Annotated in this window: 20 protein-coding genes and 3 tRNA genes; 19 read left to right on the top strand and 4 right to left on the bottom strand. The window is 59.1% G+C overall.

Going from position 1 to position 25,125, the window contains the following annotated elements; translation table 11 throughout:
* The first annotated feature begins 75 nt into the window (after positions 1-75).
* From truA to AC1ME2_RS21145, 15 genes are all read left to right on the top strand, one after another.
* Complete coding sequence (truA, locus tag AC1ME2_RS21075) at positions 76-900, top strand: tRNA pseudouridine(38-40) synthase TruA (RefSeq protein ID WP_480442258.1); 825 nt, start codon at positions 76-78, stop codon at positions 898-900.
* A 63-nt stretch (positions 901-963) separates the two neighbouring features.
* Positions 964-1,584: a phosphoribosylanthranilate isomerase gene (locus AC1ME2_RS21080; protein ID WP_480436494.1), complete on the top strand. Its 621-nt coding sequence runs from the start codon at positions 964-966 to the stop codon at positions 1,582-1,584.
* A 281-nt stretch (positions 1,585-1,865) separates the two neighbouring features.
* Entirely contained in the window at positions 1,866-2,786 is a 921-nt protein-coding gene (gene accD, locus AC1ME2_RS21085; RefSeq protein ID WP_480436497.1) for an acetyl-CoA carboxylase, carboxyltransferase subunit beta, read from the top strand.
* Positions 2,783-4,090 (top strand): bifunctional tetrahydrofolate synthase/dihydrofolate synthase, encoded by a 1,308-nt coding sequence (folC, locus tag AC1ME2_RS21090; protein WP_480436498.1) that lies wholly within the window; start codon positions 2,783-2,785, stop codon positions 4,088-4,090. Before accD ends, folC begins: the two co-directional genes overlap by 4 nt.
* Entirely contained in the window at positions 4,074-4,700 is a 627-nt protein-coding gene (locus tag AC1ME2_RS21095) for an SPOR domain-containing protein (RefSeq protein ID WP_480436499.1), read from the top strand. The genes folC and AC1ME2_RS21095 overlap by 17 nt, the downstream gene beginning before the upstream one ends.
* An 87-nt stretch (positions 4,701-4,787) precedes the next feature.
* A complete protein-coding gene (locus AC1ME2_RS21100; protein WP_480436500.1) occupies positions 4,788-5,375 on the top strand; it encodes a CvpA family protein in 588 nt (195 codons plus the stop codon).
* A gap of 12 nt (positions 5,376-5,387) precedes the next feature.
* Complete coding sequence (gene purF, locus AC1ME2_RS21105; RefSeq protein WP_480436502.1) at positions 5,388-6,893, top strand: amidophosphoribosyltransferase; 1,506 nt, start codon at positions 5,388-5,390, stop codon at positions 6,891-6,893.
* 14 nt (positions 6,894-6,907) lie between these two features.
* Positions 6,908-8,119 (top strand): O-succinylhomoserine sulfhydrylase, encoded by a 1,212-nt coding sequence (locus AC1ME2_RS21110; RefSeq protein WP_480436503.1) that lies wholly within the window; start codon positions 6,908-6,910, stop codon positions 8,117-8,119.
* An 11-nt stretch (positions 8,120-8,130) separates the two neighbouring features.
* Positions 8,131-8,895 carry an SDR family oxidoreductase gene (locus AC1ME2_RS21115; RefSeq protein ID WP_480442259.1) on the top strand — a complete coding sequence of 255 codons (765 nt, stop codon included), beginning with the start codon at positions 8,131-8,133 and terminating at the stop codon, positions 8,893-8,895.
* A gap of 193 nt (positions 8,896-9,088) precedes the next feature.
* Positions 9,089-9,164, top strand: a tRNA-Val gene (locus AC1ME2_RS21120).
* A 47-nt stretch (positions 9,165-9,211) separates the two neighbouring features.
* Positions 9,212-9,288: transfer RNA gene (locus tag AC1ME2_RS21125), tRNA-Asp, on the top strand.
* A 129-nt stretch (positions 9,289-9,417) separates the two neighbouring features.
* Positions 9,418-9,494, top strand: a tRNA-Asp gene (locus AC1ME2_RS21130).
* Positions 9,495-9,704: 210 nt separating this feature from the next.
* Entirely contained in the window at positions 9,705-10,865 is a 1,161-nt protein-coding gene (locus tag AC1ME2_RS21135; RefSeq protein ID WP_480436504.1) for an FIST N-terminal domain-containing protein, read from the top strand.
* On the top strand, positions 10,858-11,952 hold the full coding sequence (locus AC1ME2_RS21140; RefSeq protein ID WP_480436505.1) for a sensor histidine kinase: 1,095 nt from the start codon (positions 10,858-10,860) through the stop codon (positions 11,950-11,952). The genes AC1ME2_RS21135 and AC1ME2_RS21140 overlap by 8 nt, the downstream gene beginning before the upstream one ends.
* A gap of 205 nt (positions 11,953-12,157) precedes the next feature.
* Entirely contained in the window at positions 12,158-12,973 is an 816-nt protein-coding gene (locus AC1ME2_RS21145; RefSeq protein ID WP_480436507.1) for a DUF2242 domain-containing protein, read from the top strand.
* 81 nt (positions 12,974-13,054) lie between these two features.
* Here the strand turns inward: AC1ME2_RS21145 and ilvA are convergent, their stop codons facing one another.
* From ilvA to AC1ME2_RS21160, 3 genes are all read right to left on the bottom strand, one after another.
* Positions 13,055-14,584 (bottom strand): threonine ammonia-lyase, biosynthetic, encoded by a 1,530-nt coding sequence (gene ilvA / locus AC1ME2_RS21150; protein ID WP_480442261.1) that lies wholly within the window; start codon positions 14,582-14,584, stop codon positions 13,055-13,057.
* Between the two features lie 477 nt (positions 14,585-15,061).
* Positions 15,062-16,102, bottom strand: coding sequence for an AraC family transcriptional regulator (locus tag AC1ME2_RS21155; protein WP_480436510.1), 1,041 nt, complete (start codon positions 16,100-16,102; stop codon positions 15,062-15,064).
* Positions 16,103-16,106: 4 nt separating this feature from the next.
* A complete protein-coding gene (locus tag AC1ME2_RS21160) occupies positions 16,107-17,252 on the bottom strand; it encodes a nitrilase-related carbon-nitrogen hydrolase (protein WP_480436512.1) in 1,146 nt (381 codons plus the stop codon).
* 242 nt (positions 17,253-17,494) lie between these two features.
* Between AC1ME2_RS21160 and AC1ME2_RS21165 the strand changes: the two genes are divergently transcribed.
* The 4 genes from AC1ME2_RS21165 (at position 17,495) to AC1ME2_RS21180 (ending at position 23,495) form a co-directional block, all read left to right on the top strand.
* Complete coding sequence (locus tag AC1ME2_RS21165; protein WP_480436513.1) at positions 17,495-19,531, top strand: oxidoreductase; 2,037 nt, start codon at positions 17,495-17,497, stop codon at positions 19,529-19,531.
* Positions 19,532-19,680: 149 nt separating this feature from the next.
* Positions 19,681-20,610: a 1-aminocyclopropane-1-carboxylate deaminase/D-cysteine desulfhydrase gene (locus tag AC1ME2_RS21170; RefSeq protein WP_480436514.1), complete on the top strand. Its 930-nt coding sequence runs from the start codon at positions 19,681-19,683 to the stop codon at positions 20,608-20,610.
* Between the two features lie 136 nt (positions 20,611-20,746).
* Entirely contained in the window at positions 20,747-22,090 is a 1,344-nt protein-coding gene (locus AC1ME2_RS21175) for an MFS transporter (protein WP_480436515.1), read from the top strand.
* Between the two features lie 187 nt (positions 22,091-22,277).
* Positions 22,278-23,495: an MFS transporter gene (locus AC1ME2_RS21180; RefSeq protein WP_480436517.1), complete on the top strand. Its 1,218-nt coding sequence runs from the start codon at positions 22,278-22,280 to the stop codon at positions 23,493-23,495.
* A gap of 626 nt (positions 23,496-24,121) precedes the next feature.
* Here the strand turns inward: AC1ME2_RS21180 and AC1ME2_RS21185 are convergent.
* On the bottom strand, positions 24,122-25,111 hold the full coding sequence (locus AC1ME2_RS21185) for a DUF1853 family protein (RefSeq protein ID WP_480436519.1): 990 nt from the start codon (positions 25,109-25,111) through the stop codon (positions 24,122-24,124).
* Between the last annotated feature and the right edge of the window lie 14 nt (positions 25,112-25,125).

Genomic DNA, 25,125 nt, shown 5'->3' on the forward strand with positions numbered 1-25,125 from the left:
CCCTTATAATGGCCGCTTTTGCGCAAACCAACAGGCTGTAAGTCCTTGTCAAATGCAGATAACGCGGCAGCCGAAATGGCTGCCGCTGGTTTTTCCAGAATCGCGTTGGGTGTCGAGTACAAGGGTTCGCGTTATTGCGGCTGGCAGCGTCAGGCTTCCGGTGTCCTGACCGTTCAGGAAACCCTTGAGCATGCATTGTCCAAAGTCGCTGATTCGCCCGTCTCGTTGCTGTGCGCCGGGCGCACCGATGCGGGCGTTCACGCCTGTGGGCAAGTGGTGCACTTCGATACGCAGGCTGAGCGCTCGCTGAAAGCCTGGGTCATGGGCGCTAATATCAACCTGCCGCATGATGTCAGTGTGACCTGGGCCAAGGTCATGCCGGCGCATTTTCATGCGCGGTTCAAAGCGATTGCCCGCCGTTACCGCTATGTGATCTACAACGATCCGATCCGGCCGGCGCATCTTGGCCAGGAAATCACCTGGAACCATCGCCCGCTGGATGCCGAGCGCATGGCGCAGGCGGCTCAGTATCTGGTTGGCAAGCATGACTTCAGTGCGTTCCGCGCCGGGCAATGCCAGGCCAAGTCACCGATCAAGCAGTTGCATCACCTGCGAGTCACGCGTCACGGCCAAATGATTGTCATCGACGTTCGCGCCAATGCGTTCTTGCACCACATGGTGCGCAACATCGCTGGCGTGTTAATGACCATTGGCACCGGCGAACGACCCGTCGAATGGGCCAGGGACGTGCTGGAGAGTCGGGTCCGTCGTACCGGTGGCGTCACCGCGCACCCGTTCGGGCTTTACCTGGTGCAAGTGGAGTACCACGATGAGTTCGCTTTGCCGGAACGTTACATCGGTCCACACTTCTTGACCGGCTTCACTGAACTTGACGGCTGACGCCCGGAAAAGCATTTGCTAACATCCGGGACTTCCCCGAACAAGGCTTGAGGTTTTCACTGTATGCCAGCCGTTCGCAGCAAGATCTGCGGTATTACCCGCATAGAAGATGCGTTGGCCGCCATTGATGCCGGGGCTGATGCCATCGGCTTTGTGTTTTACGCCAAAAGCCCTCGGGCCGTCAGCGTCGAGCAAGCGCGCGCAATCATTGCGGCTTTGCCACCGTTTATTACGACCGTCGGCTTGTTCGTCAATGCCAGCCGTTGCGAACTCACCGAGATACTGGAAGTCGTACCCCTGGATCTCTTGCAGTTCCATGGCGACGAAACGCCCGAGGACTGTGACGGCTATCATCGACCTTACATCAAGGCGTTGCGCGTGCAGGCGGGTGATGACATCGCCGCCAGTTGCCGGGCCTATTCCAGGGCCAGCGGTATTCTGCTCGACACGTACGTTGCCGGCGTGCCCGGCGGTACGGGTGAGGCATTTGACTGGTCGTTGATACCGCACGAACTGAGCAAGCCGATTATTCTGGCGGGCGGTTTGACGCCAGATAACGTGGCGCAGGCCATCGCTCAGGTCCGGCCTTATGCGGTGGATGTCAGCGGGGGAGTTGAAGTGAGCAAGGGAATCAAGGACCACGACAAGATTCGTGCGTTCATGCGTGCGGTGCAGGGTTCTTGATTCCATCAGTTGACAGGTTGTTTGCCTGATGTGACGGTTGGTGTTTAGCCACCGTCCATAAGCCTGGCGCCGCGATAAGTGCGCGGGTTGATATTGAACAAACGACGACGCTGATGCGCGTGGTCACAATGGCGGGTGATGAGGTTCGGTTCAGGCAGGTCCGGCAGTATGCCGATCCCTGAGGTGCCACGTCGCTGCTGTACACATGAATTAGCTCAAGGGCATACGCGGGGCTGTGAATCGCTAACGCGTTCGAGCCACCGGTACTGGAGAAAGAAAGCATGAGCAACTGGTTGGTAGACAAACTGATCCCTTCGATCATGCGTTCCGAGGTGAAAAAAAGCTCGGTACCAGAAGGGCTTTGGCATAAATGCCCGTCTTGTGAAGCGGTGCTCTATCGTCCAGAGCTGGAAAAGACCCTGGACGTCTGCCCTAAATGCAATCACCACATGCGCATTGGCGCGCGCGCCCGTCTGAACATCTTCCTTGATGTGGAAGGGCGGGCAGAGCTTGGGACAGACCTCGAGCCGGTGGATCGACTGAAGTTTCGCGACAGCAAGAAGTACAAGGATCGCCTGGTCGCTGCGCAGAAGCAGACCGGCGAGAAAGATGCGCTGATCTCCATGAGTGGCACGCTGCTCGGGATGCCAGTCGTGGCGTGTGCGTTCGAGTTCTCGTTCATGGGCGGCTCGATGGGGGCCATCGTGGGTGAGCGGTTTGTACGCGCCGCCAACTATGCACTGGAAAATCGCTGCCCAATGATCTGCTTTGCCGCTTCCGGTGGCGCGCGGATGCAGGAAGCGCTGATTTCCCTGATGCAAATGGCCAAGACATCGGCTGTATTGGCGCGTCTTCGCGAAGAAAGTTTGCCATTCATCTCGATCCTGACTGATCCCGTCTACGGTGGTGTTTCCGCCAGTCTGGCGATGCTGGGCGACGTGATCGTGGCCGAGCCCAAGGCCCTGATCGGGTTCGCCGGTCCGCGCGTGATCGAGCAGACGGTGCGGGAAAAACTCCCAGAAGGTTTCCAGCGCAGTGAATTTCTGCTGGAACACGGCGCCATTGACCTGATCGTCCATCGTCAAGAGCTGCGTCCCCGTATGGGTAACTTGCTGGCCCAACTGATGGGCTTGCCGACGCCCAAGTTTATCGCTGCACCTGTGGAACCGATCATTGTTCCGCTGGCACCGGCCACTGTATGACCTCGCGGACCTTGGGCGACTGGCTCGCTTACCTTGAGCAACTGCATCCATCGGCCATCGATATGGGGTTGGAGCGTTCGCAACAGGTTGCGCTCAGGCTGGGTTTGACCCGGCCGGCGCCCCGGGTGATCACGGTTACAGGGACCAACGGTAAAGGTTCTACCTGTGCGTTCATCGCCTCATTGATGCAGGCGCAAGGGCTCAAGGTCGGTGTCTACAGCTCGCCGCACCTGCTGCGTTATAACGAACGGGTGCAGGTGCAGGGCGTCGACGCCAGCGATGATCAGCTGTGTGAAGCGTTCGTCGCGGTGGAAGCCGCTCGGGGTGACATCTCCCTGACCTACTTCGAAATGGGCACGCTCGCGGCGTTCTGGCTATTCGAGCGTGCGGCGCTGGACGCCGTGGTGCTGGAAATTGGCCTCGGCGGACGTCTCGATGCGGTGAACCTGATCGATGCCGATCTGGCCTTGATCACCAGTATCGGTATCGATCACGCTGACTGGCTGGGTGATACCCGTGAATCAGTCGCCTTCGAAAAGGCCGGGATCCTGCGTCAGGGGCGTCCAGCCCTGTGTGGTGACCTTGATCCTCCTGCGCCATTGCTCGAACGTGTCAGGGAACTCAATTGCCCATTCCTTTTGCGGGGTCGTGATTTCGATCTGGCTGTGACCGACAGCGACTGGCATTGGCAGGGGCATGACGCGCGCGGGCAGTTGGTTGAGTTGCATGATCTGCCGCTCCTCGACCTGCCGATGGAAAACGCCGCGTTGGCCCTGCAGGCTTATCTGCTGCTGGACCTTCCTTGGGTGCCGGAACACCTTCGCGCGGCCTTGAGCGGTACACGGTTGACCGGTCGTCTGGATCGGCGGCAGATCAACTGGCATGGCAAGCCACTGAAATTGTTGCTTGATGTCGGCCATAATCCCCATGCGGCGCACTATCTGGCGCAGAGCCTGGCGAGGCGGCCGCTGACCGGTAAGCGTCTGGCGGTTTTCGGATTGCTGGCGGACAAAGACCTCAGCGGTGTGCTGGCCGAACTGGATGCCAGCGTGCAGGATTGGGCTGTCGCACCTTTGCCGACACCGCGTAGCGCCTCGGTCGGCGAATTGCAGGCTGCGTTACAGAACCTTGGCGCGAGCGTGACGTCTTATCAAAGTGTCGCACTGGCGCTGGAAGGGCAGTGCGATCAAGCGACGGCCGAGGATGAAATTTTACTGTTCGGGTCTTTTTATTGTGTTGCCGAGGCTTTGGAATGGCTGGCCCGGCACGCCAAGGAGGAAGTTGCAAATGGCTTTGCTGGATAACGTGTTCAAACAGCGGATGGTAGGTGCACTGGTGTTGATCGCGCTGGCGGTGATTTTTTTGCCTATGCTGTTTTCGCGTCAGGATGAGTCGCGTCGGGTGCTGGTCGATGTGCCCGCCACACCACAAACGCCGACAGCGCCTCAGGTGCAGGTCGAGCCGGTACCGGTTCCAGAGCCTCAATCGTTGCCGCAGGAACCTGTGCCGACCGATGAGGACCTTGCTCAGCCCAAAGCATCTTCGATCGCTGTGCCAACAACGATGGTTACGCCGTCGGTCGCGACCACGCAGCCCGTCCCGGTAGCGAAGTCGGCACCTGCTGCAGCGTCAGCCAAACCCTCGGCGGACCCCAGTCGTGTCGATGCCAACGGCTTGTCGGTCAGTTGGTCGGTGCAGTTGGCCAGCCTGTCCAATCGCGCCAGCGCCGACGCATTGCAGAAAACCCTGCGCGCTCAGGGTTATAACGCCTATATTCGCTCCTCAGACGGCTTGAACCGAGTGTTTGTCGGACCGCTGATCGAGCGCGCCGAGGCTGATCGTTTGCGTGATCAGCTGAACAAACAACAGAAACTCAGCGGTCTGGTGGTGCGCTTTCAGCCTGAGCGCAAGTGAGTCCCACTGTCTAATCGGTAATCGCTGCTTACCGACGGGCTGGCGCTCTGCTAAAATGCGCCGCCTTATCCGTCTGTAGGCTGCAACGTGCCATTTACTCCGGTTGATTGGGCGATCATTGCGATTATCGTCATCTCCGCTTTGATCAGTTTGAAGCGCGGCTTCGTCAAGGAAGCCTTGTCGTTACTCACCTGGGTCATTGCCGGTGTCGTTGCCTGGATGTTCGGCGGCTCGCTTTCGCAGTACCTTGTCAGCTATATCGAGACACCTTCAGCTCGTATAATTGCTGGCTGCACCATTCTGTTTGTCGCCACCCTGCTGGTCGGCGCCATGGTCAACTTTCTCATCAGTGAACTGATTCGCGTCACCGGGCTTTCCGGGACCGATCGTTTTCTAGGCATGGTCTTCGGCGCTGCGCGCGGAGGCTTGCTGGTGGTTGTAGCGGTCGGGCTGTTGAGCCTGGGCCCCGTACAGCAAGATCAATGGTGGCAGCAGTCGAAACTGATGCCACAATTTCTATTGGTCGCTGACTGGTCGAAAAACCTGATTCTCGGGTTGTCCAGCAAGTGGCTAGCCAGCGGTATCAGCGTACCCGCTGATCTCCCGTTCAAGGATCACCTCCTGCCGTCAACAATTCAGCAAGAAGTGTTCGGTAAATCCAGTTCCACTAAGTAGGGGTTGCGTCGCATGTGTGGCATCGTCGGTATCGTCGGTAAGTCGAACGTCAATCAGTCGCTGTATGACGCGCTAACCGTCCTCCAGCACCGCGGCCAGGACGCTGCCGGTATCGTGACCAGCCATGGCGGCCGGTTGTTTCTGCGCAAGGATAATGGGTTGGTTCGCGATGTGTTCCATCAGCGCCATATGCAGCGCCTGGTCGGTCACATGGGCATCGGCCATGTGCGCTATCCCACTGCGGGCAGCTCGACGTCGGCCGAAGCTCAGCCGTTTTACGTCAACTCGCCGTATGGCATCACCCTGGCCCACAACGGCAATCTGACCAATGTCGAGCAACTGACCAAGGAAATTTACGAGTCGGATCTGCGTCACGTCAACACCAACTCCGATTCGGAAGTGCTGCTCAATATTTTCGCTCACGAACTGGCCCGGCGCGGCAAGTTGCAGCCGACTGAAGAAGACGTTTTCGCCGCCGTGACCGATGTGCACCACCGTTGCCGTGGCGGTTACGCCGTGGTTGCGATGATCACTGGCTATGGCATCGTCGGCTTTCGTGACCCGCATGCCATACGTCCGATCGTCTTCGGTCAGCGTCATACCGACGGAGGCGTCGAATACATGATCGCTTCGGAAAGCGTTGCGCTGGACGTACTTGGTTTCACCCTGATCCGTGATCTGGCGCCGGGTGAAGCGGTCTACATCACTGAAGATGGCAAGCTGCATACCCGTCAGTGTGCGACCAATCCGCAATACGCACCGTGCATCTTCGAACACGTCTACCTGGCGCGTCCTGACTCGATCATTGACGGCATCTCGGTATACAAGGCGCGTCTGCGCATGGGCGAGCGGCTGGCGGACAAAATTGTGCGCGAGCGCCCTGATCACGACATTGACGTGGTTATCCCGATTCCTGACACCAGCCGTACCGCAGCGCTCGAACTGGCCAATCGCCTGGGTGTGAAGTTCCGCGAAGGTTTCGTCAAGAACCGCTACATCGGTCGTACCTTCATCATGCCGGGGCAGGCGGCGCGGAAAAAATCCGTACGCCAGAAGCTCAACGCCATTGAGCTGGAATTCCGTGGCAAGAACGTGATGCTGGTGGATGACTCCATCGTGCGGGGTACCACCTGCAAGCAGATCATTCAGATGGCCCGCGAAGCCGGGGCCAAGAACGTGTATTTCTGTTCTGCGGCACCTGCTGTGCGTTACCCGAACGTCTACGGCATCGACATGCCGAGTGCTCATGAGCTGATCGCGCACAACCGTACCACGCAGGACGTTGCGGATCTGATCGGCGCCGACTGGCTGATTTATCAGGACCTCAGTGACCTGATCGATGCAGTGGGCGGCGGCAAGGTCAAAATCGCAAACTTTGACTGCGCGGTATTCGACGGCAAGTACGTGACCGGCGATATCGACGAGCACTACCTGAACAGGATCGAGCAGGCGCGCAATGACGCCTCCAAGGTCAAGACTCAGGCAGTCAGCGCCATTATCGATTTGTACAACAACTAAAAGGAGTAGGCGGCATGACTCACGAATGGGATGCCGGTCGGCTGGACAGTGATCTCGACGGCGTGGGTTTCGACACCCTCGCTGTGCGTGCCGGTCAGCACCGCACACCGGAAGGTGAGCATGGCGACCCGATGTTCTTCACCTCCAGTTATGTGTTCCGCACTGCCGCCGACGCGGCGGCGCGGTTCGCGGGTGAAGTGCCGGGCAACGTCTACTCGCGTTACACCAACCCCACCGTGCGTTCTTTCGAGGAGCGGATTGCCGCGCTCGAAGGTGCTGAGCAGGCCGTTGCTACGGCAACAGGCATGGCGGCGATCCTGGCCACGGTGATGAGCTTGTGCAGTGCCGGCGACCATGTGCTGGTGTCGCGCAGTGTGTTTGGTTCGACCATCAGCCTGTTCGAGAAGTACTTCAAGCGCTTCGGTGTCGAAGTCGATTATGTCCCGCTGGCCGATCTGTCTGGCTGGGATGCTGCAATCAAGGCCAATACGAAGCTGCTGTTCGTCGAGTCGCCGTCCAATCCGTTGGCCGAGCTGGTGGATATCGCCGCACTGGCCGAAGTCGCCCATGCCAAAGGCGCGATGCTGGTGGTCGACAACTGTTTCTGCACGCCTGCGTTGCAGCAGCCTTTGCTGCTGGGTGCTGACGTGGTCGTGCATTCGGCGACCAAGTTCATCGACGGTCAGGGCCGTTGCATGGGCGGTGTGGTGGCCGGTCGCAGTGAGCAAATGAAAGAAGTGGTGGGTTTCCTTCGTACAGCCGGGCCGACGCTGAGCCCGTTCAACGCCTGGATCTTCCTCAAGGGCCTGGAAACATTGAGCCTGCGCATGCGCGCTCACTGCGCCAGCGCCCAGATTCTGGCCGAGTGGCTGGAGCAGCAGGACGGCATTGAGAGGGTTCATTACGCAGGCCTCAAAAGCCATCCTCAGTACGCGTTAGCGAAACGCCAGCAAAAGGGTTTTGGTGCGGTGGTGAGTTTTGAAGTCAAGGGTGGCAAAGAGGGCGCCTGGCGCTTTATCGATGCCACACGGTTGATTTCGATCACCGCCAACCTGGGCGACAGCAAAACCACGATCACCCACCCGAGCACTACCTCTCATGGGCGTCTGGCGCCGCAAGAGCGCGAAGCGGCCGGGATTCGTGACAGTTTGATCAGGGTTGCCGTGGGTCTGGAGGACGTTGCCGACCTGCAGGCGGATCTGGCGCGCGGTCTGGCGGCGTTGTGAGTGAGTGGGCAGTGGCACCGGCCATTACCCACAATGGTCGGGTCGCGCTGGTCACGGGTGCGGCGCGCGGCATCGGATTGGGTATAGCTGCCTGGTTGATCAGCGAAGGCTGGCAGGTGGTGCTGACGGACCTGGACCGTGTTCGCGGCTCGAAAGTGGCGAAGGTGCTGGGCGAAAATGCCTGGTTCATCGCCATGGACGTGTCCAGTGAAGAGCAAGTAAAGGTGTGTGTGGCCGAAGTGCTGGGACAGTTCGGTCGCCTTGATGCGCTGGTCTGTAATGCGGCCATTGCCGATCCGCACAACACAACACTCGAAAGTTTGAGCCTTCACGACTGGAGCCGCGTGTTGGCGGTCAATCTCAATGGGCCCATGCTCCTGGCCAAGCACTGTGCGCCCTACCTGCGCGCTCACTGCGGCGCCATCGTTAATTTGACCTCGACCCGCACCGCGCAATCGGAACCGGACACTGAGGCCTATGCAGCGAGCAAGGGCGGCCTGTTGGCGCTGACCCATGCCTTGGCCATCAGTTTGGGGCCAGAGATTCGTGTCAACGCTGTCAGCCCCGGCTGGATCGACACACGGGACCCCTCTGTGCGTCGTACAGAGCCTCTGTCCGATGCCGATCATTCCCAACACCCGGTGGGCAGGGTGGGGACGGTTGAGGACGTGGCAGCGATTGTGGTCTGGCTGCTGTCGAAAAATGCGGGGTTCGTCACCGGCCAGGAGTTCGTGGTTGATGGCGGCATGACCAAGAAAATGATTTATCAGGATTGAACAGGTAGGCGCGAATGCGGTGCATCAGATACTCATGATGTGGATGTGCCGATCTCTTCGCGAATAGAACCGCTCCCACAAATGTGATGCGGTCAGGCAATTGACTCAAAATGGTCTTTTTTAAAAAAACTTCAAGCAGGGTATTGACTTAGGTCCGATATCTGGGTAAATTTCGCGGCCTCAACGAAGCAAAGGGTGATTAGCTCAGCTGGGAGAGCAGCTGCCTTACAAGCAGCGGGTCGGCGGTTCGATCCCGTCATCACCCACCATTTATTGAGTGTTCTTTAACGAGAGCAGGACGAAAGTCCACCGACAAGCAGCGGTAGTTCAGTCGGTTAGAATACCGGCCTGTCACGCCGGGGGTCGCGGGTTCGAGTCCCGTCCGCTGCGCCATATTTTTCAGATTGGGTTCGCCCGGTCTGAGACTGAAAAGCCTCAGGGCTTGTCAGTCAGGGTTTCAACGAAGCAGGCTCTCGAAGGCCGGTTTCAAATGAGTTCATCGGATGCAAGTCCGAGCGACAAGCAGCGGTAGTTCAGTCGGTTAGAATACCGGCCTGTCACGCCGGGGGTCGCGGGTTCGAGTCCCGTCCGCTGCGCCATATCCCGCTTCAAGGCCCTTGAACTCCTTGAAGCAACAAAGAAGCGACCTTAGGGTCGCTTTTTTGTTTTCTGAATTCCACTTAACGCCATCCCCGGCACCGTTACGGTGAGCACATCCGTCCCTTTCACACTCCGGGATTAGGTTATGCTCGAAGCGTGAAGGCGTTAGGCATCGGTTGCCGCCATGGCGGGGAGGCAGGGAGTGACTCATGGAGTTTTCAGGCAATATTCGCAGGGCGCAGTCGTTTGCTGTCGACACGCGGGAAGCGGTGCGTGAACTCCACGCCGGGGTCGTTCAGCACGACATGGCGCTGGTGTTGTTCTTCTGCTCGCCCACCTACGACAGGGAGATAGTCGCGCAAGAAATGGCGCGTCTATTCCCCGGCGTAGAAGTTGTCGGCTGCTCGACGGCGGGGGAGATTGGTCCAGCAGGTTATCGCGTCGACAGCATCACTGGGGTCAGTTTTCCTGGAAGCGATTTTGCAGCGGTGGTGGGCGTCATTGACCATCTGCAGCAATTCGAAGCGGCCAAGGTTATGGAGTTTGCTCAACGGCAACTGCAACGGCTGGCGATCAAGGCGCCTGGGGCGTCAGATCGCAGCGGTTTTGCGCTGCTGCTCACCGATGGCCTTTCAGTCCGTGAAGAGCCGCTGACCAACGCCTTGCAACGATCCTTGGGCAAGTTGCCGATGATTGGGGGGTCTGCTGCGGATGCATTGTGTTTCGGCCACACCTACGTCTACTTCGACGGGACATTTCACAGTGATAGCGCGATCGTGGTCCTGCTGAGTACGCCTTTGCCGTTCAAACTATTCAAAATCCAGCATTTTGTGCCGACTTCCGAAAGGCTGGTGGTGACTGCCGCCGACCCCGTGCATCGCGTGGTGAAAGAAATCAACGGATTGCCCGCCGCTGAGGAATACGCCCGCTATATCGGTGTTGAGGTCAGCGATCTAAACCCCTTGAGTTTTGCGGCTTTCCCCTTGGTGGTGTTGATCGGGGAGGCGAGCTATGTGCGTTCTATTCAAGCGGCCAATAGCGACGGGAGCCTGACGTTCTTTTGTGCCATCGAGGAAGGGCTCGTGTTGCGCCTGGCCCATGGCATGGATCTGGTGGAGAACCTGGAGCAGTCTTTCGCGCAATTCAACGCAGAAATCGGGCCGCCTCAGTTGGTCCTGGGTTTTGACTGTGTTCTGCGTAGAGCGGAAATCACCCTCAATGGCCTCAATGACGCCGTTGAAGATATTTTTCGACGCAACAATGTCACCGGGTTTACCACCTACGGTGAGCAATTTCGCGGTGTGCACGTCAACCAGACACTCACCGGTATCGTGATCGGCGCGGCGTTGCCCGAGGTGCACAATGCTTGAGCGAGTGGCGCTGTCTGCTGACGAAGAAAAGCACCTGCGCACTGAGATCGCTCGCAAGGACAGGATCATCGAAGTGCTGATGGACCGCGCCGAACGCGGTACCAACGGCCAGGGTTCCGATTTCGACCTGTTCCAGACCACGGTCATGCTGGAAGATCTGGTGCGTGATCGGACACAAGACCTGCAAACCGCTCTGCACACTAACGAGAGCATCACCCGTGAGTTGAAAGCGGCCCAGGGGGAACTGGTGACCACTGCCCGTCTGGCCGGTATGGCTGAAATCGCAAACAACGTACTGCACAACGTCGGGAACGTTCTCAATAGCGTGAACATATCCGCCGACATCGTCTGCTCCACAATGCGCGAGTCCAAGGCTCGCGGGCTGAATAATGTCGTAAAGCTCATCCAGGAGCACTCAGATGACATCGGTGACTTCCTGGTTCGAGATGAAAAAGGAAAGATGCTGCTGCCCTACCTGTTCAAGCTGGTGGCAGTGTTGTCCGTCGAGCAGCGCAACGTGCTGGATGAACTGGGCTCGTTGACCCGAAATATCAATCACATCAAAAGCATCGTCGCGACTCAACAGTCTCATGCCGGCTCGGCTAGCATGATCGAGGAAGTCGATTTGGATCTTGTGCTGCAGGATATCCTGCGTCTGAGCGCCGGAACCGTGGGAGAGCACCGGGTTATGGTGTTCAAGGAATACTCGGACGTGCCCGCACTGCTGTTGGACAAGTCGCGGCTTATCCAGATTTTGGTCAATTTGCTGCGAAATGCCAGGCAGGCCATGGACGTCATCCATGATCTGACACGCCCGATCATCCTGCGCGCAAAGGTGGTTGACGGCGATGAGGGCAGGCGTTTGCAATTGAGCGTGGAAGATCAGGGTGAAGGTATCGCTCCTGAGTGCCTTTCGCAGCTTTTCATTCACGGTTTCACGACCCGCAAAGAGGGCCATGGTTTCGGCCTGCACAGCTGCGCGCTGGCGGCCAATGAGATGGGCGGTACCCTGAAGGCCCACAGCGATGGGCCTGGTACCGGGGCAGTGTTCACCCTTGAGTTTCCGATGGCCCCAGCACTGTGTTGATCCACGGTGTCGGGTGCGGGCTTTTTGGGTTTTTCGGGATTTGAATGCCGGTACGCGTGCTTTTACCGGTGTAGAATCACCCCAGCCGTCAGTCAAATCGACCATACCTCCAAACTGCGTTGATCGAACGTCAGCCTTGTTGCAGACTTACCCCCTCGTTTCAGGACCGCAGTTCTGCTGACAGTTATTTCTCCCAGGATTTTTAATGTCTAAATTACTAAGCTTTCGCACCGCATGCTGGGTCACCGCCCTGCTGGCTGCCGCAGGCTGCTCAACGCCTAAGCCTGCGGTCTACGAGCATGAAAATTTCGACGACTCCGGCACTTTTTCGAGAAAATACCCGGTCAGCGATTCCGCTTCCTGCGAGGCGGCGCGACGGGCCTTGCTCAGTCAGGGTTACATCATCACCAGCAGTGACCCGAAAGTGATCAGTGGGCACAAAAGTTTCCAGCAGACGGGTGAAACCCACATGGAGATCAGCTTCAGCGTGGTCTGCGCGTCCGATGGCACTGCCACCAACGGCGCGACCATGTTTGCCAACGCCTTGCAGGATCGTTACGCGCTGAAAAAGGTCAACAACTCGGCGAGCGTGGGTGTTGGCGTGTTGGGTTCGGTGTCGATGCCGATCGGGTCCACTGACGACTCCTTGGTCAAGGTCGCCAGCGAGACGGTCTCGTCGGCCACGTTCTATGACCGCTTCTTCACCCTGGTGGAAATCTTCTTGCCGCCTGAAGTGAAAAAAGCCGCCCATATCCCTGAAAAACCGAAAACCGATCTGGGTATACCAGAACCGGCAGCTCAAGCGCCGAAGCCGGCAGCGTTGGCAGATACCAAGCCTGCGGCTCCCGATGCGGCACCTGCCACAGCACCTGCGAAAGAATCTGCTCCAGCGACGGCTCCTGCTGCCGCCAATGGAAGTGAACCAGCGCCAGCACCGGCTGAGCACGAGTCTATTAAGGTCGAACCTGTAACGCCTGCGCCTGCGCCGACACCTGTTCAGCCAGCGGCAACGACACCTTAGCGTCTGGCAAGCAGCATCCAGGGTCATGAAAATAGCCGCTGAGACTTCTCTGTTCAGCGGCTTTTTGATGGGCGGCGTTCCTTAGCTTAGAAAAAGCTTGTACGCCGGGTTGTCGCTTTCATCCCAATACGGATAGCCAATCTCGGCCAGCGCGGCTGGGATCAGGTGGCGCTCGTCTTCCGGGACCACCCACCCGGCCATGACCCGGCCATCCGCCGCGCCATGGTTGCGGTAGTGGAACATCGAGATATTCCACTGGCCGCCGAGCTTGTTGAGGAAGTTGAACAGCGCACCGGGGCGTTCGGGGAACTCGAAGCGGAACACCACTTCATCGCTGACCCGCGCCGCATGGCCACCGACCATGTGACGGATATGCAGCTTCGCCAGCTCGTTATCGGTCAAGTCCAGCACCGGAAAACCCTGCTCGGCTAGGCTGCTAAGCAGCGCGGCGCGCGGGTCGTTTTCCGGGTGGGTCTGCACCCCGACGAAGATGTGCGCTTCGCGATCGGTGTGGTAGCGGTAGTTGAATTCGGTGATCTGGCGTTTACCGATGGCTTTGCAGAAGGCTTTGAAGCTGCCCGGCTTCTCGGGAATGGTCACCGCGATGATCGCTTCGCGGCCTTCGCCCAGCTCGGCGCGTTCGGCGACGTGGCGCAGGCGGTCGAAGTTGACGTTGGCGCCCGAGTCGATGGCCACCAGGGTCTGGCCGCTGACGCCGTACAGCTCAATGTATTTCTTGATCCCGGCCACGCCCAGCGCGCCGGCAGGCTCAGTGATCGAGCGGGTGTCGTCGTAGATGTCCTTGATCGCCGCACAGATTTCATCGGTGCTGACGGTGATCACTTCGTCGACATAGTCCTTGCAGATATCAAAGGTGTGCTGGCCGATCTGCGCCACTGCCACGCCATCGGCGAACAGCCCGACCTGGCTCAATACCACACGCTCGCCTGCGGCCATGGCCGCTTGCAGGCAGTTGGAGTCGTCCGGCTCGACGCCAATCACCTTGATCTCCGGGCGCAGGTATTTGACGTACGCCGCGATGCCGGCGATCAACCCGCCGCCGCCCACCGGGACAAAAATCGCGTCCAGACGCCCCGGATGCTGACGCAGGATTTCCATCGCCACAGTGCCTTGCCCGGCAATGGTGTCGGGGTCGTCATAGGGGTGGACGTAGACGTAGCCTTTTTCTTCGACCAGCTTCAGGGAAAACGCCAGGGCTTCGGGGAACGAGTCGCCGTGCAGCACCACTTTGCCGCCGCGCGAACGCACGCCTTCGACCTTGATCTCGGGGGTGGTTTTGGGCATGACGATGGTGGCTTTGACCCCCAACACTTTGGCCGCCAGCGCCAGCCCCTGCGCGTGATTGCCGGCCGACGCGGTGACCACGCCCTTGGCCCGTTCGGCTTCGCTCAGCTGCGTCAGCTTGTTGTAGGCGCCGCGAATCTTGAACGAGAACACCGGCTGCAAGTCTTCGCGCTTGAGCAACACCTGATTGCCGAGGCGTTCGGATAGCTGGCGGGCCCGCTGCAAGGGGGTTTCAACGGCCACGTCGTAAACGCGCGAGGTGAGGATTTTCTTGACGTACTGCTTGAGCAAATCGCTCATTGACAGGCTCCTGGTGCGAGAGGTGTTGCCCAGGAGACAGAAGAAAAACCCGCCTCTAGGGCGGGTTGGGTGCAGCCGTCAGCTAACCCGCCAAGATAGGAATGGCGGTAATAATAATCTGGCCGACGAACTGCTGGGTTAGGTTCATGCCTCGAAGACTATTTCGGATGGCGTGGGCAAGTCAAGCGCAGGCTATGTAGGAGCGCGCTTGCAACTACGCGTCCCGCCGCGATGGCGTCGAGTCAGATGTACCAATGATCGTGGGCAAGAACCAGGCGTCCCTTTACAGTGGGGTGACACATTCATTTTTTCGTCACGTTGGCACTTTAAGGTGAAAGCCGTGGTCAGTAACAACACCAACAAAATGAGCATCAGCCAAAGAGGGCATGCGTAATGGACGAATATCAGGAAGAACTACTGGAATACCAGGCCTTCGAACTCGACCCACTGGAACCGGCCGACGACGCTACCGAGCTGTAAGCGTCACCCGGTTTGACGTTGGCTGCGGCGGAACTCTCCCGGGGTTTGCCCGTTCCAGCGTTTGAAGGCGCGTTGAAAAGCCTCGGCCGAGGCAAAACCCAGCAGGTAGGCGATTTCACCGAAGGCCAGCTCCGTATCGCGGATATAGGTCATGGCCAGGTCGCGGCGGGTGTCATTGAGAATGGCGCGAAACTGCGTGCCTTCATCGGCCAGTTTACGGCGCAGGGTCCAGGTCGGCAGCTTCAGTCGCGCGGCCACTTCTTCCAGGTCCGGTTCCCGCCCCCCATTCAACAACGGCCCGAGCAATTGAGTGATGCGCTCACGCAGGCTGCGGGTACGGGTCAGTTGTTCCAGTTCCTTTTCGCACAATTGCAGCAAGTGCTGCCAGGTGCTGGGGCAGTGGTCTGGGTTGCGTAGCCCGAGGCTTAACTGGCTCAGGCGCAGTTGATTGATGTCGGCACCAAAACTCACCGGGCTATCGCTCAAGTCGCTGTAAGACGCGGCGTAGGCCGGTGCAGGAAACTCGATGTCGACCTTTTCCGCCCGCAGGCGACAACCGGCCAGACTCGAGAGCTGTTGAATCCAGCTGGCGAGAATCGAATCCACCACAAAGCGGTTGTAGGCGTTGTAGGGGCTGATGGAATAGAAGCGCAGCCAGGCGCCCTGAGCGTCCTCATGAAAGCTCGATTGCCCTCGATAGTTGGAGCCATACAGCGCTTCAAAACGAATCAGACAACGTGCCGCCTCGCGCACTGTGGGCGCCTGTGCGGCAGTGACCCCCGCCAGTCCTGCCTGGCTGATACGACTCAACTGGCCCATGCGCAAGCCCAGCCCCGGCTCGCCAGTCAACTGGATAGCGGCATGCCCGAGGCGCATGTAACGCGGGATCGACAAACGCGCACCGGGCTCAGCCAGGCGTGCCGGGTCCAGCCCGTATTGTTCCAGCAAGGGTTCAGGGTCCTGGCCGAAACTGCGCACAGCGTCCGCCAGGCTATGGACGAAGCCTACTGACAAATCACCCAGACGCACCCGTGTCGGAGTCATCGATTCACAGCCAGAGGTTGATCAGGCGGGCACCATGCCCAGGTCGATCGGCGCTGATCTGATCGGTGCCCGTCAGGTTTTGGCGGTTGGCAAAGCTGTGGCCAGAGCTCCCCTGATCCCAAAACTGGCCACGCATGAACACACTGATCCCCGCACGCGCGGTACTGACCGGCGGATGGCCGGTCAGGGTCAGGCGACGCCAGGCTTCGCCCTCGCTGATTTCTTCCGGCTTGAGGCTGACGCCTTCAGGCGTCGATGCACTTTTATAACCTCGCCAAGGCTTGAACCAGAGGCCATTGCCCACCACAAACGCTGGCACGGCAATCAATTCGGCGCCGTTATTATTGAGCTGTGCGTAATTGCGCGGATACCAACTGTCACTGCCGATCAGCACGCCCAATCGCCCGGCCGGGGTGTCGATGACATTCAGCGCTGCATGCACCGCTGGCTGGATGTAATTACGTTCAGCGAACGTCGGGTACAGTTGGCGTTGCGGCTGGCCAATGGGCTGGCCGTCGCTCCCGAACACCAGGCTGCTGTTGTACAGAGGGCCTGGGCCGATGTGCAGTTGGCCGTTATTGATGCTCGGTTCGGGCAGTACGATGGAACCCGCCACCAGTGTCACGGCAAACTCTTTGGCCAGGCCGCCGAACAGGGCCTGGTAATCCTCGGCCATGGCCTGCGCTTTCATGCGCAGGTGAGCGTCATCGAGCCGGTTGCTGCCCTTGGCCCGTATCAATGCGTTGAGAAATTGCAGCGGGTTACTAACCGACAGCCAGTTCATGGCCTCGTTGATCGTCGTGGCTTGATACAGCTCATCTTTTTCACCGCTGGCAAACAGCCAGGTGCCGATGTGTTCAGGCAACACCACGATGGTTTTGCTGTTGAGCAGACCCTTGTCACGGGCTTGTTGCAGATAGGCCGCCAGCTTGCGGTGCAAATGCTCGCGGCTTTGATAATCGGTGGGGTACAACTCGGGCTGAATACCCAGAAGGTTGCCGCGCTCGCCGGGCTGGCCTTCATTCACCGCCAATTGAATGCGCAGATCCGAAAGATAATGGCCTACAGGGCGTTGCCCGGTCCAAATGGCGTAACTGGCGATCATGGCGATCAGCAGCAGCGCCACGGAGAAACTGAAAATTTTGCGCATGGAAGACACAGAGAGCAGCCGTGAGCAGGATTCGCTGACTAGGGTAGGGCGATGAGCCGCGCTTGCCAACCCTCGCTGTACATTTGGATCAATAACTTGTCACTTTCAGTCATTGAGTGTGAGCGGGCGGCTCTTTAATGTTTGCGCCATGAACAGGTCAGTGGCGTTTGCCTCCTGCCTGAATAATTGACGGGTGCCCATTGAGGCCCCCGCATCCCGTGATGACGTTCGATGGAGTCTCTATGGCCGCCGCTCTCTACCCACACCTGTTGGCCCCGCTGGACCTGGGATTCACCACGCTGCGCAACCGCACCCTGATGGGCTCCATGCACACAGGCCTTGAAGAGAAGCCCGGTGGATTCGAGCGCATGGCGGCTTATTTCGCTGAGCGGGCCCGCGGTGGTGTTGGCCTGATGGTGACCGGCGGTATCGGCCCGAACGACGAGGGCGGGGTGTATTCCGGCGCGGCCAAGCTGACCACGGTTGAAGAAGCGGACAAGCATCGCATCGTGACCAAGGCAGTGCATGAAGCCGGCGGCAAAATCTGCATGCAGATCCTCCACGCCGGGCGCTATGCCTACAGCCCGAGGCAAGTGGCCCCGAGCGCGATTCAGGCGCCGATCAACCCGTTCAAGCCCAAAGAGCTGGACGAAGAAGGCATCGAAAAGCAGATTCAGGATTTCGTCACCTGTTCGACCCTGGCACAAATCGCCGAGTACGACGGCGTCGAAATCATGGGTTCGGAAGGCTATTTCATTAACCAGTTCCTGGCCGCTCACACCAACCATCGCACCGATCGCTGGGGTGGCAGTTATGAAAATCGCATGCGCTTGCCCGTGGAGATTGTCCGTCGTGTGCGCGAGGCGGTAGGCCCGAATTTCATCATCATTTATCGCCTGTCGATGCTTGATCTGGTGGAAGGTGGCAGTGTCTGGGAAGAAATCGTGCAACTGGCAAAAGCCATCGAGGCGGCGGGTGCGACCCTGATCAACACCGGTATCGGCTGGCACGAGGCACGAATTCCGACCATCGCGACCAAGGTCCCACGCGGGGCTTTCAGCAAGGTCACCGCTAAATTGCGCGGTTCGGTGAGCATTCCACTGATCACCACCAACCGTATCAACACCCCGGAAATCGCCGAGCAGATCCTCAGCGAGGGCGATGCCGACATGGTGTCCATGGCGCGACCGTTTCTAGCGGATGCGGACTTCGTTAACAAGGCTGCCGCCGGTCGCAGTGACGAAATCAACACCTGCATCGGCTGCAATCAGGCCTGTCTGGACCATACCTTCGGCGGCAAATTGACCAGCTGTCTGGTCAACCCGCGTGCTTGCCACGAGACCGAACTCAACTACCTGCCCGTGCAGCAGATCAAAAAAATCGCGGTGATCGGTGCCGGTCCTGCCGGTCTGGCTGCTGCGACTGTGGCGGCTGAGCGTGGGCATCAGGTGACGTTGTTTGATTCGGCCAGCGAGATCGGTGGCCAGTTCAACGTTGCCAAACGCGTGCCGGGCAAGGAAGAGTTCTCCGAAACCCTGCGCTATTTTTCTCGCAAGCTGCAAACCACGGGTGTCGAGGTCTGCTTGAACACCCGGGTGGCGGTCAGCGATCTGCTCGGTGCCGGTTACGACGAGATTATTCTGGCGACGGGCATTGCCCCGCGTACGCCAGCTATTCCCGGCGTCGAGCATGAAAAAGTGCTGAATTACCTCGACGTGATTCTGGGGCGTAAGCCGGTAGGGAAAAGCGTTGCAGTGATCGGCGCGGGCGGTATCGGTTTCGACGTATCGGAATATTTGGTGCACAAGGGCGTGTCGACGAGTCTGGACCGGGTCGCGTTCTGGAAAGAGTGGGGCATCGATACAGCCTTGGAAGCACGTGGTGGGGTTGCAGGGATCAAGGCCGAGCCGCATGCGCCGGCGCGTCAGGTGTTCCTCTTGCAGCGCAAGAAAACCAAGGTCGGCGATGGCCTGGGTAAAACCACCGGCTGGATTCATCGCACGGGCTTGAAGAACAAGCAGGTGCAAATGCTCAACGGCGTCGAATACCTGAAAATCGACGATGCTGGCTTGCATATCCGTATTGACGAAGGTGAACCGCAGCTATTGCCTGTGGATAACATTGTCATCTGCGCCGGCCAGGACCCGTTGCGTGAGCTGTATGACGGCTTGGTCGAGGCCGGACAGAACGTGCACCTGATCGGCGGCGCGGACATCGCTGCCGAACTGGACGCGAAGCGCGCGATCAATCAGGGTTCGCGGTTGGCGGCTGAGTTGTAAGATTCTTTTCGCAGGCAAGCCTGCTCCCACAGGATTTGGCCCCGACTCAAATCCTGTGACTGCCCTCAATCTGTGGGAGCAGGCTTGCAACTACGCGTCCCGCTGCGAATAGCTTGACGCGGTCTACCTGAAACACCGATTCTGCGGCCATGTTTCCCCCAATCCCCACCCCACCGGACGCCCCCCTCGAACCCTTGCATCTGCCTTGGCTAAAACAGGCCGATGTCGAGGTGGCCATCCTGCGTCTGGACCTGATTGATCCGCTGATCTCCGGCAACAAATGGTTCAAGCTGACTCATCATCTGGCGGCAGCCGCTCAGGCCGGTGCTGAAGGCGTGATCAGCCTGGGCGGTGCACATTCCAATCATCTGCATGCCTTGGCCGCAGCGGGCAAACGCTTCGGTTTTCCCACCGTCGGCCTGTTGCGTGGCCACGCGCAAGACACCCCAACCAGTCTCGATTTGCAAGCATTTGGCATGCAGCTGCACTGGTTGGGTTACGCCGGTTATCGCGCGCGGCATCAAGCGGGTTTCTGGTTGCCGTGGCAAGCCCGTTACCCGCACCTGCACCCGGTACCGGAAGGCGGCGGTGGGTTGCCCGGTGCCTTGGGGTGCGCCGAGTTGGTGGTTCAAGCGCGCAGCCAATTGAGTCAATTGGGCTGGGACGATTACCACGCCTGGTGGTTGGCGGCAGGCACCGGGGCCACCCTGGCCGGGCTGGTCCTGGCGGAAGCAGGCGCCCACCCGGTCTATGGTGCGCTGGCGGTGCCGGACAACCACGGTGTCGCCGAGCACGTCACCGCTATCCTCACGCACGCTACCGTGAGCCATTGTGCCTATCAGCTTCTGGACGCCAGCCGCGGCGGCTTTGCCAAGACCGATCCGCGCTTGTTGGACTTCATCGCCGCCAGCGAAGCCGACAGCGGCCTGCCACTGGAGCCGCTGTACACCGGCAAAGCGCTACTGGCTTTGCACGATCACGTGGTGGCGGGGTTATTTCCCCGAGGTACGCGCCTGATTTTTGTGCACACAGGCGGCTTGCAGGGGCGGCGCGGAATGGCGGCGAAGACCTCGCTCTGATTCTCATGGCATGAATCCTGCGGTCCTCATTCGGTAACGGGTCGGTCCTGGGTACGCGGATGACACTTCTGGAGTCAGTGCATCTCGGCGCTGTCCCGATAATCGATACCTTCCTGACGAGTACGCCGAGGTCCGCATGACAACCCAAGCAATGAAGGGTGTAGACCCTGCCACGTTGAGACGTGTGATCTGTGCAGCGGCCATTGGTAACTTTGTCGAGTGGTTCGACTTTGCGGTGTATGGCTTTTTGGCGACGACCATTGCTCAGCAGTTTTTCCCCAGCGGTGACCCCAGTGCCGCGCTATTGAAGACGTTTGCCGTATTTGCCGTGGCGTTCGCTTTTCGGCCTTTGGGCGGCATTTTTTTCGGCATGCTCGGCGACCGAGTAGGGCGCAAGAAAACCCTGGCCTTGACCATCCTGCTGATGGCGGGTGCGACGACGTTGATCGGCGTGCTGCCAAGTTACGCGGCAATTGGCGTGCTGGCGCCTGTGTTGTTGACGTTGATCCGCTGTGCCCAAGGGTTTTCCGCCGGGGGCGAATACGCGGGCGCCTGCGCTTATCTGATGGAGCATGCACCGCGCACCCAGCGCGCCTGGTATGGCAGCTTTGTGCCGGTGTCGACGTTCTCCGCCTTCGCCTGCGCGGCGGTGGTGGCCTATGCGCTGGAGTCATCGCTGTCGCTGGAAGCCATGAGCAGTTGGGGCTGGCGCTTGCCGTTTCTGCTGGCAGCCCCGCTGGGGTTGGTCGGGCTGTATCTGCGCTGGAAACTGGATGAAACCCCAGCGTTTCAGGCCGTCGCCAATGAGGCTGCGGTGGCCCATTCCCCATTGCGCGAAACCCTGCGTAACCACGGGGCTGCGATCTGCTGTCTGGGCGCGTTCGTGTCGCTGACGGCGCTGTCGTTTTATATGTTCACCACCTACTTCGCCACGTACCTGCAAGTTGCAGGCGGCCTGAGCCGGGCCACGGCATTGCTGGTGTCGGTGATTGCGCTGATTTTTGCCGCAGCGATCTGTCCACTGGCCGGGATGTTTTCCGACAGGGTCGGGCGTCGGGCAACAATGGCAAGCGCTGGGGTGTTGTTGCTTGTGGTGGTGTATCCCGCGTTCCTGATGGCCAGTTCCGGCTCGTTCATCGCGTCGATCATCGGCGTGATGCTGTTGGCAATCGGCGCAGTGCTGTGTGGTGTGGTCACGGCGGCCTTGCTCTCCGAAACCTTCCCGACACGCACGCGTTACACCGCCTCGGCGATCACCTACAACATGGCCTACACGATTTTTGGCGGTACTGCGCCGCTGGTCGCCACGTGGCTGATCACCACGACTGGCAGCAATTTGTCCCCGGCGTTTTACCTGATGGCTGTCGCAGTGCTGGCGTTGGCGGGCGGATTGGCGTTGCCGGAGACGTCGAAGGTTTGCTTGCATGGGGCTGAAGGGGCTGGTGAATCCGACGTGTCGCCGCTTGGGTCTGTCGCTTAACGAATACCCCTACTGATGCTTTTGAATGCACGGGCATCAGAGAGAATAAATTTTGCCTGCCAAGGACAGTCCGCAACAAAAAATGGCATTCGTGCGTTAAAAAGTGGCACATTGGCGCCGCCACTGTTGGCGGCATCCTTTGCAATCACCGTTGCAAAGCGCCTACCCATTGTTACGGATGATCTTCATGGCTATCAGCAACACTCAGTCGAGCCCGGTCTCTCCCTTGGCTGCAAGCCAAAGCAGTCCGCTGGTCATGCGCATCATTGGTGCCGTGGCGCTGGCGCATCTGATCAACGACCTTATCCAGTCGGTGTTGCCGTCGATCTATCCGATGCTCAAGGCCAACTACGGACTGACCTTCACTCAGGTCGGATTGATTACCCTGACCTTTCAGATCACGGCATCGCTGCTGCAACCGTGGGTCGGTTATTACACGGATCGTCATCCAAACCCGCTGTTATTGCCGGCAGGGGCGATCTGTACGCTGGTTGGGATTGTGATGCTCTCGACGGTCGGCAGCTTTCCGCTCATTCTGCTGGCGTCGGCATTGATCGGCATCGGTTCTTCAACGTTCCACCCGGAAGCCTCGCGCATCGCCCGTCTGGCCTCGGGCGGCCGCTTTGGCCTGGCACAATCCACCTTCCAGGTGGGCGGCAACGCTGGCTCGGCATTCGGCCCGTTGCTGGCGGCGGCCATCATCATTCCGTTTGGCCAGGGCAATGTCGCCTGGTTCGGACTGTTTGCGTTGTTTGCCATCGGCTTGCTGTACGCCATCAGCCGCTGGTACCGCGCGCACCTGAACCTGTTCAAGCTCAAGGCCGGGCAACAAGCCAGCCATGGTCTGTCGAAAAACCGGGTGATCGGCGCGTTGATGGTCCTTGGCTTTCTGGTGTTTTCCAAATACTTCTACATGTCCAGCTTCACCAGCTATTTCACGTTTTACCTGATCCAGAAATTCGACCTGTCAGTGGCCAGTTCGCAACTGCACTTGTTCCTGTTTCTCGGTGCGGTGGCGGCGGGGACGTTCTTTGGCGGCCCTATCGGCGACAAAGTTGGACGTAAAGCGGTGATCTGGTTCTCGATTCTGGGGGTGGCGCCGTTCACCTTGATGCTGCCCTACGCGGACCTGTTCTGGACCACCGTGCTGAGCGTGATCATCGGCTTTATTCTGGCGTCGGCGTTTTCGGCCATCGTGGTGTTTGCCCAAGAGCTGGTGCCGGGTAATGTCGGCATGATCGCCGGGGTGTTCTTCGGTCTGATGTTCGGTTTTGGCGGGATCGGCGCCGCGTTGCTCGGTTACCTGGCGGACATCCACGGGATCATCTACGTGTACAGCCTCTGCTCGCTCCTGCCACTGCTGGGGATTTTTACGGTTCTGTTGCCCAATACCAAGAAGGTCTGATCTGTAGACCTCGACATCGCCTTCGCAGCGGGACGCGTAGTTGCAAGCCTGCTCTCACAGGTATTGCAGTGTTCGCGATCTCTGTGGGAGGCCTCGCCGCGTGTTCGACGCTGCGCTGTCGCGCAGCAAACTGGGTTGCGATTTGTGTGTCGTGATCGGTGGTGGTGTGTCAGATAAGACGCCTTCGCGAATGAATTCGCTCCTACAAGATTTTGATCTGCCTTTGGAATTTGGAGTGAATTGACTATCGAATTACGGTAAGGCCCCGTTTCCAGGAGGCCGAGCGCAGGCGTTGCGCAGGGGGGTACGAGGCAAGGATGCCGAGTAAGCCGCACGGGGCCAGGGACGGCCCCTTGCGGCGACCCCCGGAGCAACGCCGGAGCGAGGGAAATCCGAGCTTAAGCGAGGATCCGTATGGCGGGGCAAGCGTTTTGGGGTACCTTTTAGTGGTCCGGCATTCCGGCGTTTGTAAAAGGTTCCTCGCTGTAAAAGCGAAACCATAAGTCCAGCAACCACATATGCCAGATATTCACACGAATAAAATCGCCAAATCATTGTTTTTAAAGGATTAAAAAACAGTCTGATGGGAGCAGGCTTGCCTGCGAATGGCGCGATGCGGATTTAGTTCAATCAGGTGGCATCGACACCGCGATCGATCTGATCGCGTTGGTCGTATCCCCGAGGTTGGGCCACTGATCCGATACCAGGAACAGTCGTTCGTCCTCCTCCCAATCGCCGTAGTCATTTTCGGTCAGGCGTACCAACAGCTGTGCCGGCGCCAACGGGTCCAGGTGCAGCAACCAATCTGCTAACTGATCATCCTGCCAGGTCTGCGCTTCGCTGTAATGAGCCGGGGCCAGCCAGGCATGACGGGGCAGGGGTTGCCAACGGCCAGCGGGGCTTTGCGCGATGAAGTCGGGCCAGTCGCGCTGATGCAGCCAACGCCCGTTCAGGTGCAGACGATGCGCGCCTGCCGGTGATTGTGCCTTCCCCGGCCATGGATAAAGCAGGTAACCCCCCAGCCACAGCTCGGCGCTGAACTGGCCAACGTCCAGCGCGTTGAGCGCTTCGCGGGCTTCCGGTCGCGCCGAGATGGGCAGTTGATGCTGGCTCAGGTGCGCGAGCTTGCGGTCCAGTCGGTCATGACAACCCGGTCCCAGCCATTGCGCGGGGTCCTTGCCATCACCTTGTTGTGGCCCCAGATAGAGTTTGATCGCCAACTCCACATGGTGCACGCCGTCCCGGTCACGCAGCAGCATGTCCAGTTCCCCCAGGGTGTGACCGGCCAGGCGGATGGGTAAATTGGCAGCGATCATTTCAATGCCGGGTGCCTGCTGCACGGCAAATTGCCAAAGCCGCTCGTAGTACAGGCCCAGGCGTCGGGTCGCGCCCAGTGACAGCCAGTGATTCAGGCTGCTGCTGTCCTGGTCCAGGCGTAATAACCAGTCGGCCAGCATTTGTGGTGCCTGGACCCAATCACTGCCTGTCAGGGGATGACGTTGCGGCCAGGGTGTTTCGGCGAGCATGGGCGGCGCGAGGATGACCCACGCCAAGTCGCGCACTTCGGGATGGCGCAACTGGCGGGGCAGGTCGAGTAAGCTCGGGAACAATGTCATGCAGCGAGAATAGC

The sequence above is a fragment of the Pseudomonas sp. ASL9 genome (assembly GCF_056680335.1).

Coding starts and splice junctions, on each gene's coding strand:
- AC1ME2_RS21135 (WP_480436504.1), top strand. CDS start 9,705: ATGGAGTTTTCAGGCAATATTCGCAGGGCGCAGTCGTTTGCTGTCGAC.
- AC1ME2_RS21155 (WP_480436510.1), bottom strand. CDS start 16,102: ATGACTCCGACACGGGTGCGTCTGGGTGATTTGTCAGTAGGCTTCGTC.
- AC1ME2_RS21165 (WP_480436513.1), top strand. CDS start 17,495: ATGGCCGCCGCTCTCTACCCACACCTGTTGGCCCCGCTGGACCTGGGA.
- AC1ME2_RS21080 (WP_480436494.1), top strand. CDS start 964: ATGCCAGCCGTTCGCAGCAAGATCTGCGGTATTACCCGCATAGAAGAT.
- purF (WP_480436502.1), top strand. CDS start 5,388: ATGTGTGGCATCGTCGGTATCGTCGGTAAGTCGAACGTCAATCAGTCG.
- AC1ME2_RS21180 (WP_480436517.1), top strand. CDS start 22,278: ATGGCTATCAGCAACACTCAGTCGAGCCCGGTCTCTCCCTTGGCTGCA.
- AC1ME2_RS21095 (WP_480436499.1), top strand. CDS start 4,074: ATGGCTTTGCTGGATAACGTGTTCAAACAGCGGATGGTAGGTGCACTG.
- truA (WP_480442258.1), top strand. CDS start 76: ATGGCTGCCGCTGGTTTTTCCAGAATCGCGTTGGGTGTCGAGTACAAG.
- AC1ME2_RS21170 (WP_480436514.1), top strand. CDS start 19,681: ATGTTTCCCCCAATCCCCACCCCACCGGACGCCCCCCTCGAACCCTTG.
- AC1ME2_RS21145 (WP_480436507.1), top strand. CDS start 12,158: ATGTCTAAATTACTAAGCTTTCGCACCGCATGCTGGGTCACCGCCCTG.
- AC1ME2_RS21160 (WP_480436512.1), bottom strand. CDS start 17,252: ATGCGCAAAATTTTCAGTTTCTCCGTGGCGCTGCTGCTGATCGCCATG.
- AC1ME2_RS21110 (WP_480436503.1), top strand. CDS start 6,908: ATGACTCACGAATGGGATGCCGGTCGGCTGGACAGTGATCTCGACGGC.
- accD (WP_480436497.1), top strand. CDS start 1,866: ATGAGCAACTGGTTGGTAGACAAACTGATCCCTTCGATCATGCGTTCC.
- AC1ME2_RS21185 (WP_480436519.1), bottom strand. CDS start 25,111: ATGACATTGTTCCCGAGCTTACTCGACCTGCCCCGCCAGTTGCGCCAT.
- AC1ME2_RS21140 (WP_480436505.1), top strand. CDS start 10,858: ATGCTTGAGCGAGTGGCGCTGTCTGCTGACGAAGAAAAGCACCTGCGC.
- AC1ME2_RS21175 (WP_480436515.1), top strand. CDS start 20,747: ATGACAACCCAAGCAATGAAGGGTGTAGACCCTGCCACGTTGAGACGT.
- folC (WP_480436498.1), top strand. CDS start 2,783: ATGACCTCGCGGACCTTGGGCGACTGGCTCGCTTACCTTGAGCAACTG.